Origin of the sequence: Burkholderia sp. IDO3 (assembly GCF_003366075.1) — a bacterium.
Classification (GTDB): domain Bacteria; phylum Pseudomonadota; class Gammaproteobacteria; order Burkholderiales; family Burkholderiaceae; genus Burkholderia; species Burkholderia anthina.
Genome location: NZ_CP028963.1, coordinates 1 through 15986, shown reverse-complemented (window position 1 = coordinate 15986; position 15986 = coordinate 1). Strand labels below are relative to the sequence as shown.

Below are 15986 nucleotides of genomic sequence, written 5' to 3'. Positions count from 1 at the left end.
GGGCGATTTTCTGGAACATTAGCCTCACAGCCTGTTCGGCCATTATTTTGCTTCGGCCAGCAGGACTCTCTCGTCCCGCTGTTCAGGCCTAGCATGAATTACCGATTAACTTCGCTTGAGTTCCGGAATCGACTCGTCGGGCGTCGAGTAGGTCGCGGAGAAAACAGCATCTTTGCACTCAGGTCTTTTTGCCCACTCCGAAACCATTTTGCCACTCGCCGTCCGGTTCAGAACCTCGTCAACCTCGCGCGCCCAGCGAGCGATCTGATCCATCAACTGCTTCGACCCCCCCTGTGCCGCCCAAACGCGATCAAGATCAATGCGGTCGCCGAGTCGATCGGCCAATAACGAGAACGTATAAGCTGCAATATTGGCCTGAAATGCAGGAAACATCGATCGCATCATCTTCTGCGTGTCCCTGAACAGCTTCGCCTTTGCAATCATTTGTTTGTATTCGGGTACATCCGGCAAAGGTGTTTCGGACCCTTCTGACCCAGACAAACTGGCCATGAACTGTTCGAAGTTCTTCTGTGAGCCGCGGCTTACGATGTCCGGTCGCTTTTCCCATGCGTTGAGGTATTTGGCCAAATCGGTTTTCGTAATGCGCCGTGCCGGCGGCATTGTCTCTTTGAGATCCCGCAGTTTTGCGGCAGTTGTTCCCTCGCGAACTAGCATGGTGCTGTAACTGCCTGCAGCGCGTTCATAGAACCATCGACTGCGTCCGTCAGGGCAATAAACGCTCAGCGACAGGCGTTCGACCTGGACATGGAATGGCTTGTTTGCAGACAGGTCGGATTGCTTTACTGCGTTCTGACTGTTCGCGAATCGAGAGATGTCCGCGACCAGTGCTTCCTCTTTCACGGCGTCTTGCGTTTTCATGACGATGATCTTTGCCGGGACTCGCACACGGGAAAGATCCGTGTCAGGGTACTTGCGTTTGGCAAAATAGATCGAGGCGGTAGTCTGACCGCCGTTGACTACTTGGAGGCCTTTGAGCCAGGCAATGCCCGCGGCGCCGCCGCCCGCGTCGCCAACTCTCATTTCGTCGGCAACAACCACAATCCCATTGTTGTATGCCATGAACCGACTCGGTGTTGTCCTCAGCGTATTCTGAATGCCGGCATTGACACCTTTTGCCTTTACGCTGAGGAATGAACGTACGTTGGCCTCAAGAAGTCGTGCTCCATACTTTTCATAGAGGAGACGCAGTGCTTCTCCGGGTACAGCGGTCAATGCATAATCGTAGTCCTCGCCGTTTCCGGGTACGAAGACGCATGGTAGTGGACTGCCGCAAACGTCGTTGAAGTCGACGATCAATTCATCGCGCGGTTTGCCTTCGGACCAGTGACGATGCAACCGTGCAATATCCATGACTTCTAGATGCACGGTTTTGCCGCCGATTTCTCGAGGCTTGAACTGCAAAGTTTTCGCGACTCGATCTGTCAGGACGTAGATACGGATCTGCTCCAGCTCATCATAAAGGCCTCGAATCAACTCGGCCAGAATACGAATCTCGTCGGATTGATCAAGCTTACTGGCGAGCTTACCTTCAGCGCAAAGCTGGAGGAATCGGAGGCATTGCTCTACAGCCGTCTTGGTTTCCGAGTCCGGGACAGACGTGAGTTCATCGACTCCCTCATAAAGACTCACGAACAGATCGAGCTGTTCCTGTTCGTCGGAAATCGAGTAGCCGCTCAGACGCACATTCGCGTTGCCAACCTTTCGGGAAAAGTGCGTCGGTTGCGGCTCGTCAGTCATTCCGATGTCGGCCATGTGCTGCATCACGATTTCGGTGAAGGCGCTCTCCGGAAATGGCTGGTCGCCCTCGATTTGAGCACGCACTTCAGACTGTGTCTCGTGCAAGAAGTCGATAAGTTCCATTTAGATTCCCTTCATTTCTACAAGCGCGCGGTGTAAGTCAAACACTTCTGCGGTCGCTTTGTCGATGTCGATTTCATATGAAGCGCGCACCACGCCGTCAGGCATTAAATGTGGTGTCAAGCGCGGAAATCCTGGTCCAACGAGCAGGACTCGAGTTTCTGCAACTTCGAATTTACGCACGTAGCTGTCGGCGTGCTCGTCGCGGTAACCGGATGCGATGATCCGCTCCGACAGCAACCGTTCGGCAACGGAATCTCCCGCAATGATGTCGCGCGCCATCTCTACTGCCTCTGGCAAAGTTCGACCACTTTGCGTCTGGCGAAGCCTTATGGCTGCGACGAACAGTGGTTGGCGCTCGGTATCGTCCAGTTGCTCAAGGCTCCCCACACGTGCGTGAAACCCTATTGACGACAGCGTGCTTTTGACTTCGACAGCGCCAGTGCCGAGCTCGAAATCACGCAGACCACCAAGCGGGCCGCGCCATGCCTCGCAAGCGACGCTAGGGTCGATGCCCTCATCAAACATCGTGCGTAATAGCGAAAGTTCGCCAAAGAGGCCAAGTTCGGCTTCGGCGCACAGAGGTTCACCACCTCTGCGCATGAATTCCTGCCACGCACGCACCCGACCAAGAAGCGTCGCGAGTGACTTGGCTTCGTCGGAAGCTGGACAAGCAGAAAGGGCCGTTGCTATATCGCTTGCCATGGCTGCAAACAACTCTGGGCTGGCGGCCTCACGCCGCGTCAAAGCAATCCAGGTGACACCGTCGATAAACGACGTGCGTTCGACGAGGAAGCCACCGCCTTCCGGCAGCTTGACAGTCACCGGGAGTGAGGAAGTGGAAAACTGCACAAGGATCGCCTCCGTTCCAATCGGGAAGCGACGACCTGCTCGAACCAATGCGGTCCCAGGTGGTGATATCTCGATGCTGCGCCAACCGTCGGTAGTGTCGTCAGATACCGCTAGTGAACTCCATGCGAGCGTAAGCTGATTACTCGGCGGAGCCATATTGCTCCTCCCACAGCAAGTGGTCGACCTTGTATTCGACCGACACCTCCTGGTCACTTGAGGGGAAGCTCGCCGCAAATCCGATGATTGGTTTGTCCCATCCATTTATGTTCTGCCTGTCGCGGTTGACCGGTGAAAGCGGGTAAAGCAGCAGCAGCCCGCGATGGTTTGCACCATGTCGATCGGCAGCTCGGAGGTCACGTAGCGAGCGTCCACTCGGGCGCAACGGTTCGGGTCGCCCCTTGCTTCCATCTCTCTTCCAAGCATCGATGGTAGCGTCGAGAGCAGCGTTCCACTCATCAATTCCAACGTCGATTCCTTCATCGTGCGATTCGGTCAGAACGCCAATCGAATAACCTTTGGCATTCCCCTTTTTTTTCGAGCGAGTCGGCATGGCGGTCACTGTAAAGCGTTTAGCAAAGGTGTGAGACGGCCCAACCCCTTCGTTGTCTTTACCCTCAGCAACGAGCGCTACCGTCCAGAGATCCAGCTCGCACTTCTTATTCATCTCGTCGACAAATTCCGCCATTACTGCTCCATTCGCACGCTCAATGCCAGGCGCCGCCGAATAGGCCCGTAGGAATGCCTTGATCTTGTCAGAGGAGACGTTTCTCCATAACAAGGAATTCGGCCAATCATCAAGCTTGTCTGGACGCTCTTGCTCTAGCTTCGATGCAGTGGGGGATCCCATACTCGCGATAAGGCGGTCGGCTGCATCGAGGTTGCCCTGAAGCGATTCCGTGCTTCCTGGGAACGCGATGGTTTGCGTGAGAGACCCACTATACGAGAGCCGCACTGTCTGCGCAGTTCTCATTTTCATCGGCGACGTCACTAACAGGCTGGGGTGTGATGCTACCTTGAGGCCATATTTGTCCGGAGTGGCGCCCACGGCTACCATTGCGTCAAATTCCTGACGCAGCTCCTCGGCCGCATCGGCGATCAGGCCAAAGCTCTGAATCAGATCACTGGTTGTATATAGTCGGCAAAGATCGAGATAGCCCGGCCGGTATCCGAACCAGCGGCCCATCTGCATGAGCGTATCGTACATTTTCGTGGTTCGAACGAAGTAGCTGGTCGTGAGACCTTCCAGCGTCAGACCGCGCGCGAGTTTGTCCCCTCCAATGGCAATTACCTTTAAGCCGGTGGTTTCCTTTTCGACATAGTCAAGTGCATCCTTGACAGAGCCATTAATCGTTTTAACGACAATATCGGTAGCGGCATCAGGAAGAGCTGAGGCGATTTCATCCCACGAGGGTAGTGCCGCTGGCCGATCACCATCCGTCAGTGCTTCTTGGATCGTGTCATGGGTCGAAACGAAGTCGGATTCCCAGAGATCATGAAGCTCGGCAAGAAGTTCGTCAGCATCGACTTTGCGTGCCAGGCGCTGTGAGATTCGTTTTACAAATTCATCAATCTGCCGTCGTACCTGATTTTGCACGAGTGTGAGTCGTGTAACGTGGACCAGCATCGAACAATGCTTCGTCTTCTGGCCGCGACACGCGCGAGCCGCGCATGCGAGCAGGAATGAGTAGATCGCCTCGCGCAGTGATGGTGGCAAGGTGTCCTCGCCACCATGCATTGGTATATGGTCTTTATTGTGTTTTCTAGGCATCCATCCACCACCTTCGATATTCGTATGGTCATCGAACTCATGTACCAATGGAAGTCCTCCAGTTCGCATGCCATCAGGGCCAGTTATGCCGAAGACGCGGGTAGGCCCCACGTAATTCGATGGCGCAGCTAGGTTGCGAATGAACGAGCGAGGAAAGAGATCCTCGCCTTCGTCGTTCGTTTTACCTCGGCGGTGGATGAATACGTTGGCGAACGGCGTAGCCGTATATCCGACGTATGCGGATTTCGCGAAAGTATCAAGTATCTGCCGGATGAGGCTATTGATCGCTTTCGGTTCATGCTCTGGATCAGGAGTACCGTTCTCGTCGAACTCTTGCTCCCCCGTATCGATAGAAGCGTTATCAGCTTCGTCGTCGATTACGAGCAATGGGAGATTCGTCGAAACTCGTCGCCCAGTTTTCGGGTCGGTCGCATTTGCGACATGGTTGCTACGCATCCATTTGAGCAATTTCTCAAGCACCGATTTGTTCTTCTTGACAACGAATAGCCAAGGTCGCTGTTCCGGGGAGACGGAAAATTTCTTTGCTGCTGCCCCGTTAAAGTCCCCCTTCTCATCGCGCGAAGTGGCGCAATTTGGATGAATATTCGGATCCCGGTCTTCAAAGAAGACGCCGATGGGGTTACCTGGGTCGCGATTCGGCGCAGTCTCATACCCTAAGAACGCTTCCTCAAGACGCATCTGGGTTTGGGATCGCAGGTTGTTGTGCATGCCGGCGAGGACAACGATGATTTTGTAACCTGCATCCGCTGCCTTGCAGATGAGAGCCGAATAGCTACTGGTCTTGCCGGATTGAACATGACCCACGACCAACCCTCGGCGATCCCATGGTGCGTCTCGCTTGGGATCTTCGAGTTGCGCCATGATTCCGTCAGTTGAGCGGTCGAGTGCCTCGACGACATTCACCGCAAGGGAGCGCTCCAGGTAACGCTGCAGGCGCTGCCAATAACGCCAGTCTTTCTTCATTGATGGCTGGAACCAGTCCTCGTGACCGGTCGGATCGGTCAACGCCGAGTCGTTGGGTACCCAGTGGCTGAACCGGCGGATGAGTTCGGCGACCGCAGCTCCTTCGTCATAGTCGCTGGGCGAAGCCTTCATCATCGTGGACGCTATTCGCACGTTTTCGGAAATTGCGCTGGGCGATCGCGTTGTTTCTTCCGGCGCGTCGCGCAGCAGGATCTGAGCGATCGAAATTATCTTTGTCTGAATGGATTCGGAAGTGCTCATCATTTCCTCGTTGTCGGCACGTTCTTTCAGGTTTGAAGTTGCAAGGTCGCGACTAGAGATGCGTATTCCTGGAACGGTTCGGTAGTAGCCAGAGCCGCTCGAGCGAGCTCCTCACTCATGTTCTTTCGGAGGACCATGTCTCTGAATAAAACGGACAAGACACTTAGCACCTCTGTGCTGGGTTCACCGGAAAAGCCGCTGCGAGGGGTGTCTTTCGCCTCGGCCGTGTCGAGCCAGATGCGTTGTACAGGTACTGTCTCTTCGATTACACGAAGCATTGCTCGCACGAGTTCCAAATTCTCGTCACATGTGTCAAGTACGGCAGCGACCGCGGGGTGCTTCTCATCGATGCGGTATTTCACGCCGGCCTTGGTGTGCTCGGCTCTCCAGGCAAGGTCGATCGATGGAGAACCAGAACGAGTTTGCGGGGCCGCCCGGAAGGCAAAAACGCGTCGTGCTCTTTCTCGCGTATCCTCTGCGAGCTTGGTGAGCCAAGGTCGCAACGACACAGGTGGCCGCGCTGTTGATTTTCGGATATCAATCTTCCAAGCTGCGTCAGCAGTATTGGGTATATCCAGTCGTATGCGCGCCAAACGATAGGCTTCCTCTCGATTCCAAGCTCGGCCCTGCCCGAGTCCTAGCCAGCCTCCAGCAGCAAGAAGTCGTTCGTTTCTATACACATAGAATCCCTGCTGCGCGCTCCAGCCTGCGGGGCCGCCGTCGCGTTCGAACTCGTCGGGCCCGAGCCTATCCTTGTGAGGCAGTACGTGGCATTGCACAGTGATCACGCCCGCGTCTGTCTGCATTTTTGCGACTGGCGATTCCCATGGCTTTGCAGGATGCCCGGACATGAACGGATCCCAAGCGATGACTGGGCGTGAGTTGATCGTCAGTCGTAGCTTTGGGCGTACTCCCTCGATGAGTCGGTGAAAGACCATGGCCAAGTGCTGCTCGACTTCGTCAAGCAGATCAAGAAAGTGATCCGGCGAAAACGCCTTCGTTACGATCCGGTCCATCGTCTCCCAGAGGACTAGGCAACCGTGAGAACGATCGAGTATTTTCGCAATGAAAGCATCGGATCCTGGAGCAGGCCCTTCGAGCAGGGCCCATCCGATTTCGGGTTTTAGTGCGAGTTCATCGAGGTCCCACCTAAGACAAGTGTGGGAGCCATTCTTTACACTTGCGACGGTCAGCCTGCGGCACTGTGAGAAAGAAGCTGTCTTGAGTCCCATACCAAACCGCCCGAGGTCGTCAGGATCTCGCGAGTCGAGAGGACTTTTGTCCCCAAGTGTCATTGCGCTCTCAAGTTCAGCGTCGTCCATTCCGCGACCGTCATCGAGTATGGCCACGCGACTGGCGGTACCGTTCCACAAGAACTCGATGTCCACGCAGGTAGCTCCTGCAGCAACGCTGTTGTCGACGATGTCTGCAATTGCAGCGCCGGTGGAATATCCCATGCCCCGCAAGGCTTCAAGCATCGCGCCTGCTCGTGGCGGCGCGTGTCGTATGCTGGTCATTGTCGATAGCCTTTCCCAGGTTGCCAGGTGTAGCCCATTCCAAGCAAATCCCGGATTAGCTTGCGGGCCTTGGTGTTCTGTTGTTCGATCTCACCGAATACGAAATCCGTACCTGATCCGGACGGATCTCGTGAAACTGATACGCCAAGCTCGTGAGCCAGATCGATCAGTCTCCGCAGAGATTTAGGTGGTGTGTCGGGGACTGAATTGGAGATCGGTGCGGATGTCGCAGCGACTGGACACGATACATCGCTGCTCTTTTGTGTTTCAGATAGGCTTGAATGAGCTGATGTCGTGCTTTTTCGGGTGGTATCGTCTCCGATCGGGAGGTCCTCTTCGGAAGGTGCCGTCTGATGCCGTAGTGATGCTCGACCGAGAGCCTTCGCGATCGGATCGTAGTAGGGGGCGGACAAAAGCTTGCGCATCGCCTTCGCTTCGATCTGACGAATACGCTCGCGTGTCACTCCGAAGATCTCCCCGACCTGCTCGAGAGTTCTATGCTCATTGACTTGAATACCGAAGCGCAAGCGTAGCACCTCGGCCTCATTCGGTTTCAGTTTTGCTAACAAGTTATCAACCAATCGTGCCTCTTCGGATGCAGCAAGACTGGTAAACGGTTCATCGATATCTTCGGACTTGAACCAGCCTTCCTGTTTCGCGTCGACAATCGACAATGGATCGGAAAGTGCGCGCGCAACCAGCTCGTACTTATCGAGTGGCATGTTGCAGATGGCCGCTTTTTCGGCCAACGAGGCAGATTTTCCGTGCATGCGCTCTTGCCTTTCGATTTCCCAACTACTACGAGACACTTTTTCGTGGACGTGTACCGGAAGTCGGATTGTTAGGGCGGTGTCGCATATTCCGCGACCGAGCTGTTGCTTGATCCACCACGTCGCCATTGTCGAAAATCGGAATCCTCGGCGCCAATCAAAGCGGTCAATTGCCTTGAGCAGGCCAAGGTTTCCTTCTTGGATGAGATCTTCTAACGAGAGCCCGGAATGTCGCCTGCGACGAGCCAAGTCCATGACCAAGCGTACGTTGGCTTGTGCCATTTGGTTGCGACAGTGGACTAGCTGTGCGATGGAACTTCGATAGGCAGAGGCAGAAGGGTGACAGTCGACCAGCGCCACTTTGTCTAGGCCGATCAGGAAGGGGCGCCTGAATCGTAGCCGCCCGAGTTCGGACCGAATTACCTCGGCAGCCTCTCTGTGCGGGGATTCCGTAACGAGCGCCCGGATATTGGAGAAGACTTCAAGTACGTCGTCGATAACAGGTGTTGTTCCTTCAATACTCGTTAGCGCGCCGTCGTCGCCTTGGTCGATGTCGAAATCTGATTCGATATCGAAGCTTCCATCGCTATCGGCGTTTGAATCGGTGTCATCAGTATTGCTGCTTGCCAACACTACGATGGATGACAGACTGGATACGCTTGTATTTGCTTTACTGATCTCGCTGAAAAAATGCTTCAGGCCAAGCGGCCAGATTGCCAAGGCGTCGAGAGAATTGGAGGCAGCCTCTTCCATCTTTCGAGCGAGTTCGATTTCTTGCTCGGCTGTTAGAAGCGAATGCTTGGCAATCGCGCGATAGTACATGCGAAGCGGATCATTGCCATCAGACAGTAATTCCTCGAAATGCAGGATGACACCGTCGACTTCGGCTTCTTCGGCGGCGGTTTCCACGGGGTCGACAAAGACTTCAAAATTATCGCAAGGGATTTCCGATGAGAATTCGAGGCGTTCGTCAATATCTGCGCCAAGATCGTCAAGGATAAGTTCGAGCGTTGCTTGGACGCGGTGGCTATGATCTTCGCCGTCCTCTCGCATGAATAATGCGTCCTCGATGGCCACTCGAGGTACGCTACCCTCGCGCAGCGCTCGCAGCAGCAGCTTTCGTAACGATTGACGAAATTCGTGGTCGCCGACCCGAGGTTGCGGACTCGCAAGCTCCGGCAAAAAGGCCTCGAAGTCATCCCAGCCAGCGCTGTGATCGATTGGCATATGACTGTCGATATGCCGCTGTCGTTCAGCCTCTGCCGTGACCACCTTGATATCTTCCTGAGGGGGCTCTGTCATTACAACGGCTTCCCAATCCCCGAACGTCAGTTCGATGGCTGGTGGGTGATCCTCCGCCCTCGGATTCGGCGTTTTGCTCTGCTCCTCTGGGACTACATTGCTCTGTAGTGAGGTGTCTTCAAAGTGCTCTGCAGCTGAACTTTCCGTGTTGTCAGTGTATTTGTGGTGTTTCTGTTCAGGCGACGAGCCAGTAGCCACACCTTCCGCATTCGCGTGAGGCTCCGGATCGTGACCAGTGGTCAAGTTTCGAAGGGCGATTGCTGACGGTTCGATGTCGTCTACGGTAGTTGAAACCTTTGCCGCCTGATTCTCCTTGGACGCTAAGTGGTCGAGAGTCGCAGCTATGATCTCAGCGGCGGATGAGGCATCAAATTCTCTAGCGATAGCAAGTGCATTCCGGCCAGCGTGGTCGGTTGCAAATACATCGGCACCGGCGGCGATAAGCAATCTGCAAACACCTGCCCGGTTGCGCGACGCGGCGATCATTAGCGGAGTGAGGCCTTTCTCGTCACGACACTCAAGGTTGTCGCCTCGACCGATGTGCAATTTCACGGCCGATTCGATGCCTGCCGATACGGCAATCTTGAACAACCGACCAATTGGCCGTACGGCGTCCTGTGCGGGCTTGGTCATGACCCGCTCCGCTCCAATATGTGCGCACGCGATCGGAGCGATTTTCCGTGCGAATTCCCCAAGCTTTGTTCGTTCATCGCTCTCTGACGATCTGAGATCATGCTTACTGCGACGGCCTGCTGCTGGAACATAGATTCGACTTTGGTACGTCGGTCACTTTCGAGCCCAGCCCCCAAATTCGACATTGTAAGCGAAGCAAAAGAATTGCTTGTCGAAGTGTCGGTCACGAGCGCGGTTCCTGATGGTCGTCAGACACTCTGTGACATCATGATCTATCGTATTGATTGCAATTGCAGGAAATTGAGTCTCTTGAGCTTTTTTGAATACGACACCTTAGCGGCATATACGACAAGAGCGCTAATAAAAAAACCCTTGCAGCTCCTTTCGAAGCTACAAGGGTTTGGCTGGCTAGGCTTGAAACCAGTGGCGTGGTTCGTGCTTACGAATTACAGCGCCATTTGTCAGTTTCTCTATCTGTCGCGATGCGTCGCTTCCGATTGCATCAAACATCAATATTCCCCGCCCGCAACGCATTCGACTCGATAAACGCCCGCCGCGGCTCGACATCATCCCCCATGAGGGTAGTAAAGATCCCATCCGCAGCAATCGCGTCTTCGATCTGCACGCGCAGCAGTCGCCGCACGGTCGGATCCATTGTCGTTTCCCACAGCTGCCCGGGGTTCATCTCACCGAGCCCCTTATAGCGCTGCTTCGACACGTTCCGCTCGGCATCCGCCAGCAGCCACTTCATCGCGCTCTTGAAGTCCGCCACAGCCATGCTGCGCTCACCGCGCTTGATGACCGCACCTTCCCCGATAAGCCCCTTGAACGTATTCGCGGTGGTCACGAGCTGCTGATAATCCGCCGTGTGCTGGAATTCCTGGTCGATGACCGAAACCCGCACATTGCCGTGATGCGTCCGCTCGACATGCAGCGACCGCTGTTCGCGAACCGCGTCATACGCAGGCACCACCCGCACTTCGTTCTTCAGCGCTTCGTCATGCAACGCAGCATGCAGCGCCTTCGCCGAAGCCTCGGTCGAAGCCGCGGTGGAGAGGTCGATCACCACCCCGTCCATAACGGCTTCCAGCGCAGCAGGGTCATACAACCGGCTCAGCCGCTCGATCACGCTCTGCGACAGCAGATACGACCGCGCCAGCTCGCCAAGCGCATCGCCGGAAATCGCCGCCGCATTCTCACCCGGCACCAGCTCCGACCCTTGCAGCGCCAACCGCAGCATGTGCGCGTTCAGCTCCACATCATCCTTCAGATACCGCTCGTCCTTACCCGCTTTGATCTTGTAAAGCGGCGGTTGCGCGATATACACGTACCCGCGCTCGATCATGTCCGGCATCTGGCGATAGAGGAACGTGAGCAGCAGCGTCCGGATGTGCGCACCGTCGACGTCCGCGTCGGTCATGATGATGATGCGGTGATAGCGGAGCTTCTCGAGGTTGTAATCCTCTTTGCCGATCCCACACCCAAGCGCGGTCACGAGCGTGACGATCTGTTCCGACGACAGCAGCTTGTCGTAGCGTGCCTTCTCGACGTTCAGCACCTTGCCGCGCAGCGGCAGGATCGCCTGGAACTTGCGATCACGCCCTTGCTTCGCTGACCCACCTGCCGAGTCACCCTCGACGATGTAGATTTCGCACTTCGCCGGATCCTTCTCCTGGCAGTCCGCGAGCTTGCCCGGCAGACCAACGCCATCGAGCACACCCTTCCGACGCGTCATCTCACGCGCCTTCCGCGCGGCATCACGCGCCCGAGCAGCCTCAACGATCTTCCCGCAAATGATCTTCGCGTCGATCGGCGTTTCCAAAAGGAATTCTTCCAGCGCCTTCGCCACAACTTCCTCAACCGGCGCACGAACCTCGGAAGAAACCAGCTTGTCCTTCGTCTGCGAGCTGAACTTCGGCTCCGGCACCTTCACGGAGAGCACGCACGACAGCCCTTCGCGCATGTCGTCGCCGGTCGTCTCGACCTTCGCCTTCTTCGCGATTTCGTTGTCGGTGATGTACTTGTTGATGACGCGCGTCATCGCGGCCCGCAGGCCGGTGAGGTGGGTGCCGCCGTCGCGCTGCGGAATGTTGTTCGTGAAGCACAGCACGTTTTCGTTGTAGCTGTCGTTCCACTGCATCGCGACTTCCACGCCCACGCCATCCTTCTCGCCGTTGGCGAAGAACACCGTCGGGTGCAGGTTGGTCTTCGTCTTGTTGATGAACTCGACGAAGCCCTTCACACCGCCGGCGAACGCGAAATCGTCTTCCTTGCCCGAACGCAGATCGGTGAGGCGAATTCGCACGCCGTTGTTCAGGAACGAAAGCTCACGCATCCGCTTCGCGAGGATGTCGTAGTGATACTCGACCGTCCCGAAAATCGTCGGATCCGCCATGAAGTGCACTTCGGTGCCGCGGTTCTCGGTATCGCCGGTCACGAGCATCGGCGACACTTCCACGCCATCCACCGTCTCGAGCACGCGATCCTGCGCGACGCCACGATGGAACTCCATGAACCGCTTCTTGCCATCACGGCGCACCGTGAGGCGCAGCCAGCTCGACAGCGCGTTCACGCACGAAACCCCCACGCCGTGCAGACCACCGGAAACCTTATAGCTGTTCTGGTCGAACTTCCCCCCAGCATGCAGCTCCGTCATCACGATTTCCGCAGCACTGCGCTTCGGCTCATGCTTGTCGTTCATCTTCACGTCGGTCGGAATCCCGCGGCCGTTGTCGGTCACGGAAATCGAATTGTCGGCGTGAATCGTCACGTGGATGTCGTTGCAGTACCCGGCCAGCGCTTCGTCGATCGAGTTGTCGAGCACCTCGAACACGAGGTGGTGCAGACCGGTGCCGTCCGATGTGTCGCCGATGTACATCCCGGGGCGCTTGCGCACCGCTTCCAGACCTTCGAGGATCTGGATCGACGAGGCGCCGTAGCTGCTGTTATCGGGTTGCGGATTGTGCTGTTCACTCATGGATATCTTCCGGTTCTGCGAGGCCACTCAAGTGGCGGCGCGGTGCGTTTCAGCGAGAAATCGCCGGGCCGCTCCAGTTTCCTGGCCCGCCCGGGGCGCCAAAAGGCACCAAAGGGACGGGTTGTCGGTTCGCCATAAAAACGCCAAAGGGGCTTGCCGCCCCCTGGTGTGTGTCGCGATGTCGAACGCGTCAGATGCGCATCGGCATCACGACATACTTGAACTCTTCGTTCTCGGGCACCGTGATCAGCGCGCTCGAGCTGGCGTCGCCAAGGCTCACCTGCACGGTGTCGACCTTCAGGTTCGCGAGCACGTCGAGCAGATACGTGACGTTGAAGCCGATGTCGACGGTGTCGCCCTGATAAGCGATTTCGAGTTCTTCCTGCGCCTCTTCCTGATCGGCGTTGGTCGACATGATCTTCAGCTGGCCCGGCGCGATGATGCAGCGCACGCCCTTGAACTTGTCCGAGGTCAGGATGGCCGCACGTTGCAGCGAACGCTGCAGCTCTTCACGGCCGATCTCGAACGTGTTCTTGTGCGCCTTCGGAATCACGCGCTGGAAGTCGGGGAACTTGCCCTCGACCAGCTTCGACACGAGCTCGACCTGGCCGAACGTGAACTTGGCCTGGGTTTGCGCGATGTCGATGGTGACGGTGTCGTCGATATCTTCGAGCAGGCGCTGCAGCTCGAGAATCGTCTTGCGCGGGACGATCACTTCCTGGCGGCCGAACGTGCCGCCTTCGAGCTTCATCGACGAGAACGCGAGGCGGTGGCCGTCGGTGGCCACGGCCATCAGCTGGTCGCCGTCGACGACGAGCAGCATGCCGTTCAGGTAGTAGCGGATGTCCTGCTGCGCCATCGCGAAGTGCACCATGCCGAGCAACTGGCGGAACGACTTCTGCGGGACGGTCAGGGTGGCGCCGAAATCCTTGGCCTGCGCGACGGTCGGGAACTCGTCGGCCGCCAGGGTTTGCAGTGCGAAGCGGCTCTTGCCGGACTGAACGGTGAGGCGCTTGTCGGCGAGCGACAGCGTGACCTGGCCGTCAGGCATCGCGCGCAGGATGTCGAGCAGCTTGCGGGCCGCGACGGTGGTGGCCACCTGGTCGCCGCCCACGCCGAAATCGGCGCGCGTGGTGATCTGCAGCTCCAGGTCGGTCGACAGGAATGAAACGTCCGGGCCGTTCTTGGTGATCAGCAGGTTGGCAAGGATCGGCAACGTATGGCGGCGTTCGACGATGCCGCTGACCGTTTGCAGCGGCCTGAGGAGTGTGTCTCGTTCGGTCTTGACCAGTTGCATAGAGTTCCTTCGTTGAGTAACGGCCTGCAGCGCAGCAGCCTCGCAGCGCCCCGCCGGCCGGGCTCTTGGCCCGCCACCACCGGGGCGGTCAAACCAGTATTGTGCCTCAAAACCGAACCGCCCCCCTTAAATTGGGGCGGAGGCCGAATTATCAAGCGCGCCCGCGCGCTCAACCCTTCAGCGTTTGTTCCAGCACGTGCAGCTCGTGGTTGAGCTGCGCGTCCTTGCTGCGCTCGTCGGCGATCTTGCGCACGGCATGCAGCACGGTGGTGTGATCGCGCCCGCCGAACAGCTCGCCGATTTCCGGCAGGCTCTTCTGCGTGAGCTCCTTCGCGAGGTACATCGCAATCTGCCGCGGCCGCGCGATGTTCGCGGGACGCTTCTTCGAATACATGTCGGCGACCTTGATGTTGTAGAAGTCGGCGACGGTCTTCTGGATGTTCTCGACCGAAATCTGCCGGTTCTGCACGGTCAGCAGATCCTTCAGCGCTTCCTTGGTCAGCTCGATCGAGATCTCGCGGCCGTGGAACTTCGAATACGCGAGGATCTTGCGCAGCGCGCCTTCGAGCTCGCGCACGTTGGAGCGCAGGTGCTTCGCGACGAAGAACGCGACGTCCTCCGACAGGTTCACGTATTCCGACTGCGCCTTGCGCATCAGGATCGCGACGCGCATCTCGAGCTCGGGCGGCTCGATCGCGACGGTGAGGCCCGAGTCGAAGCGCGAGATCAGGCGATCGTCGATGCCCGAGATCTCCTTCGGATAGGTATCGCTGGTGATGATCACCTGCGCCTTGTTCGCGACCAGCGCCTCGAACGCGTAGAAGAATTCCTCTTGCGTGCGCGATTTGCCGGAGAAGAACTGGATATCGTCGATCAGCAGCAGGTCGAGCGAGTGGTAGTAGCGCTTGAAGTCGTCGAACGCCTTGCGCTGGTACGCCTTCACCACGTCGGACACATATTGCTCGGCGTGGATGTAGCGGATCCGCGCGCCGGCCTTGTCGAGCAGCAGCTGGTTGCCGATCGCGTGGATCAGGTGGGTCTTGCCGAGGCCGACGCCGCCGTACAGGAACAGCGGGTTGTACGAAATGCCGGGGTTGTCCGCGACCTGGATCGCGGCGGCGCGCGCGAGCTGGTTGGCCTTGCCGGTCACGAAGTTGTCGAACGTGAGCACGGGGTTCAGCTTCGAACGTTCGTACATCGAATCGGCTTCGCCGCCATTAGCGGGCGCGGCACCGGGGCCCGGACGCCAGGTCCGGCGGCCGGCGGCCGCTTCGTGCGCGGGCAGGCTCGGCAGGTCGATGTCGGCGTCGTCGGCGTTCAGGTGATGTGCCGCGGCCGCCGACGGCGTCATCGGCACGTCGGCCGGCGCGCTGGGCGCGGCGGCGGCATTCGCGCTCAGGTTGGCGGCGATCGCGGCCACGGTGGCGGCGGGGCCGCTCGGTGCGAGCGGCGCGCGCGGGGCAGCCGGCGCGGCGCCTGCGGCGGCGCTGCGCAGGCCGGCCTTCGGATCGAGGACGAACTGGACGTCGACCGGCGCATTCCAGAAATCCCGGGCCAGATCGGAGATGCGGCCCGAAAACTGGCTCTTGACCCAGTCCAGCTTGAAGCGGTTCGGCGCGGCGATGGACAGCGTGTTCGCCGACGCATCGAAGGCCACCGGGGCCAAGGGTTTGATCCACGTCACGTACTGCTGGGGCGTTAGCTCGCGCTCCAGCAGTGCGGAACAGTGTTGCCAGAAATCGTTCAT

8 protein-coding genes are annotated in these 15986 nt (G+C 57.6%); all 8 read right to left on the bottom strand.

Annotated elements, in window-relative coordinates:
* Positions 1 to 105: 105 nt before the first annotated feature.
* Positions 106 to 1881 (bottom strand): AIPR family protein, encoded by a 1776-nt coding sequence (locus DCN14_RS14465; RefSeq protein WP_096508980.1) that lies wholly within the window; start codon positions 1879 to 1881, stop codon positions 106 to 108.
* Entirely contained in the window at positions 1882 to 2886 is a 1005-nt protein-coding gene (locus DCN14_RS14460; protein ID WP_096508981.1) for a PD-(D/E)XK motif protein, read from the bottom strand.
* Positions 2870 to 5743 carry a Z1 domain-containing protein gene (locus tag DCN14_RS14455; RefSeq protein ID WP_096508982.1) on the bottom strand — a complete coding sequence of 958 codons (2874 nt, stop codon included), beginning with the start codon at positions 5741 to 5743 and terminating at the stop codon, positions 2870 to 2872. The genes DCN14_RS14460 and DCN14_RS14455 overlap by 17 nt, the downstream gene beginning before the upstream one ends.
* 26 nt (positions 5744 to 5769) lie before the next feature.
* Positions 5770 to 7221: an ATP-binding protein gene (locus DCN14_RS14450; RefSeq protein ID WP_096508983.1), complete on the bottom strand. Its 1452-nt coding sequence runs from the start codon at positions 7219 to 7221 to the stop codon at positions 5770 to 5772.
* A gap of 35 nt (positions 7222 to 7256) precedes the next feature.
* Positions 7257 to 9965 (bottom strand): sigma-70 family RNA polymerase sigma factor, encoded by a 2709-nt coding sequence (locus DCN14_RS14445; protein ID WP_096508984.1) that lies wholly within the window; start codon positions 9963 to 9965, stop codon positions 7257 to 7259.
* A gap of 502 nt (positions 9966 to 10467) precedes the next feature.
* Complete coding sequence (gene gyrB, locus DCN14_RS14440; RefSeq protein WP_096508985.1) at positions 10468 to 12942, bottom strand: DNA topoisomerase (ATP-hydrolyzing) subunit B; 2475 nt, start codon at positions 12940 to 12942, stop codon at positions 10468 to 10470.
* Between the two features lie 190 nt (positions 12943 to 13132).
* On the bottom strand, positions 13133 to 14239 hold the full coding sequence (gene dnaN, locus DCN14_RS14435; protein ID WP_006750113.1) for a DNA polymerase III subunit beta: 1107 nt from the start codon (positions 14237 to 14239) through the stop codon (positions 13133 to 13135).
* A gap of 169 nt (positions 14240 to 14408) precedes the next feature.
* Positions 14409 to 15986: a chromosomal replication initiator protein DnaA gene (dnaA, locus tag DCN14_RS14430; RefSeq protein WP_115531410.1), complete on the bottom strand. Its 1578-nt coding sequence runs from the start codon at positions 15984 to 15986 to the stop codon at positions 14409 to 14411.

What these genes read in the sequence shown, in the direction of transcription:
- DCN14_RS14465 (WP_096508980.1), bottom strand. Translation starts at nt 1,881, where the DNA reads ATGGAACTTATCGACTTCTTGCACGAGACACAGTCTGAAGTGCGTGCT.
- DCN14_RS14460 (WP_096508981.1), bottom strand. Translation starts at nt 2,886, where the DNA reads ATGGCTCCGCCGAGTAATCAGCTTACGCTCGCATGGAGTTCACTAGCG.
- DCN14_RS14455 (WP_096508982.1), bottom strand. Translation starts at nt 5,743, where the DNA reads ATGAGCACTTCCGAATCCATTCAGACAAAGATAATTTCGATCGCTCAG.
- DCN14_RS14450 (WP_096508983.1), bottom strand. Translation starts at nt 7,221, where the DNA reads ATGCTTGAAGCCTTGCGGGGCATGGGATATTCCACCGGCGCTGCAATT.
- DCN14_RS14445 (WP_096508984.1), bottom strand. Translation starts at nt 9,965, where the DNA reads ATGACCAAGCCCGCACAGGACGCCGTACGGCCAATTGGTCGGTTGTTC.
- gyrB (WP_096508985.1), bottom strand. Translation starts at nt 12,942, where the DNA reads ATGAGTGAACAGCACAATCCGCAACCCGATAACAGCAGCTACGGCGCC.
- dnaN (WP_006750113.1), bottom strand. Translation starts at nt 14,239, where the DNA reads ATGCAACTGGTCAAGACCGAACGAGACACACTCCTCAGGCCGCTGCAA.
- dnaA (WP_115531410.1), bottom strand. Translation starts at nt 15,986, where the DNA reads ATGAACGATTTCTGGCAACACTGTTCCGCACTGCTGGAGCGCGAGCTA.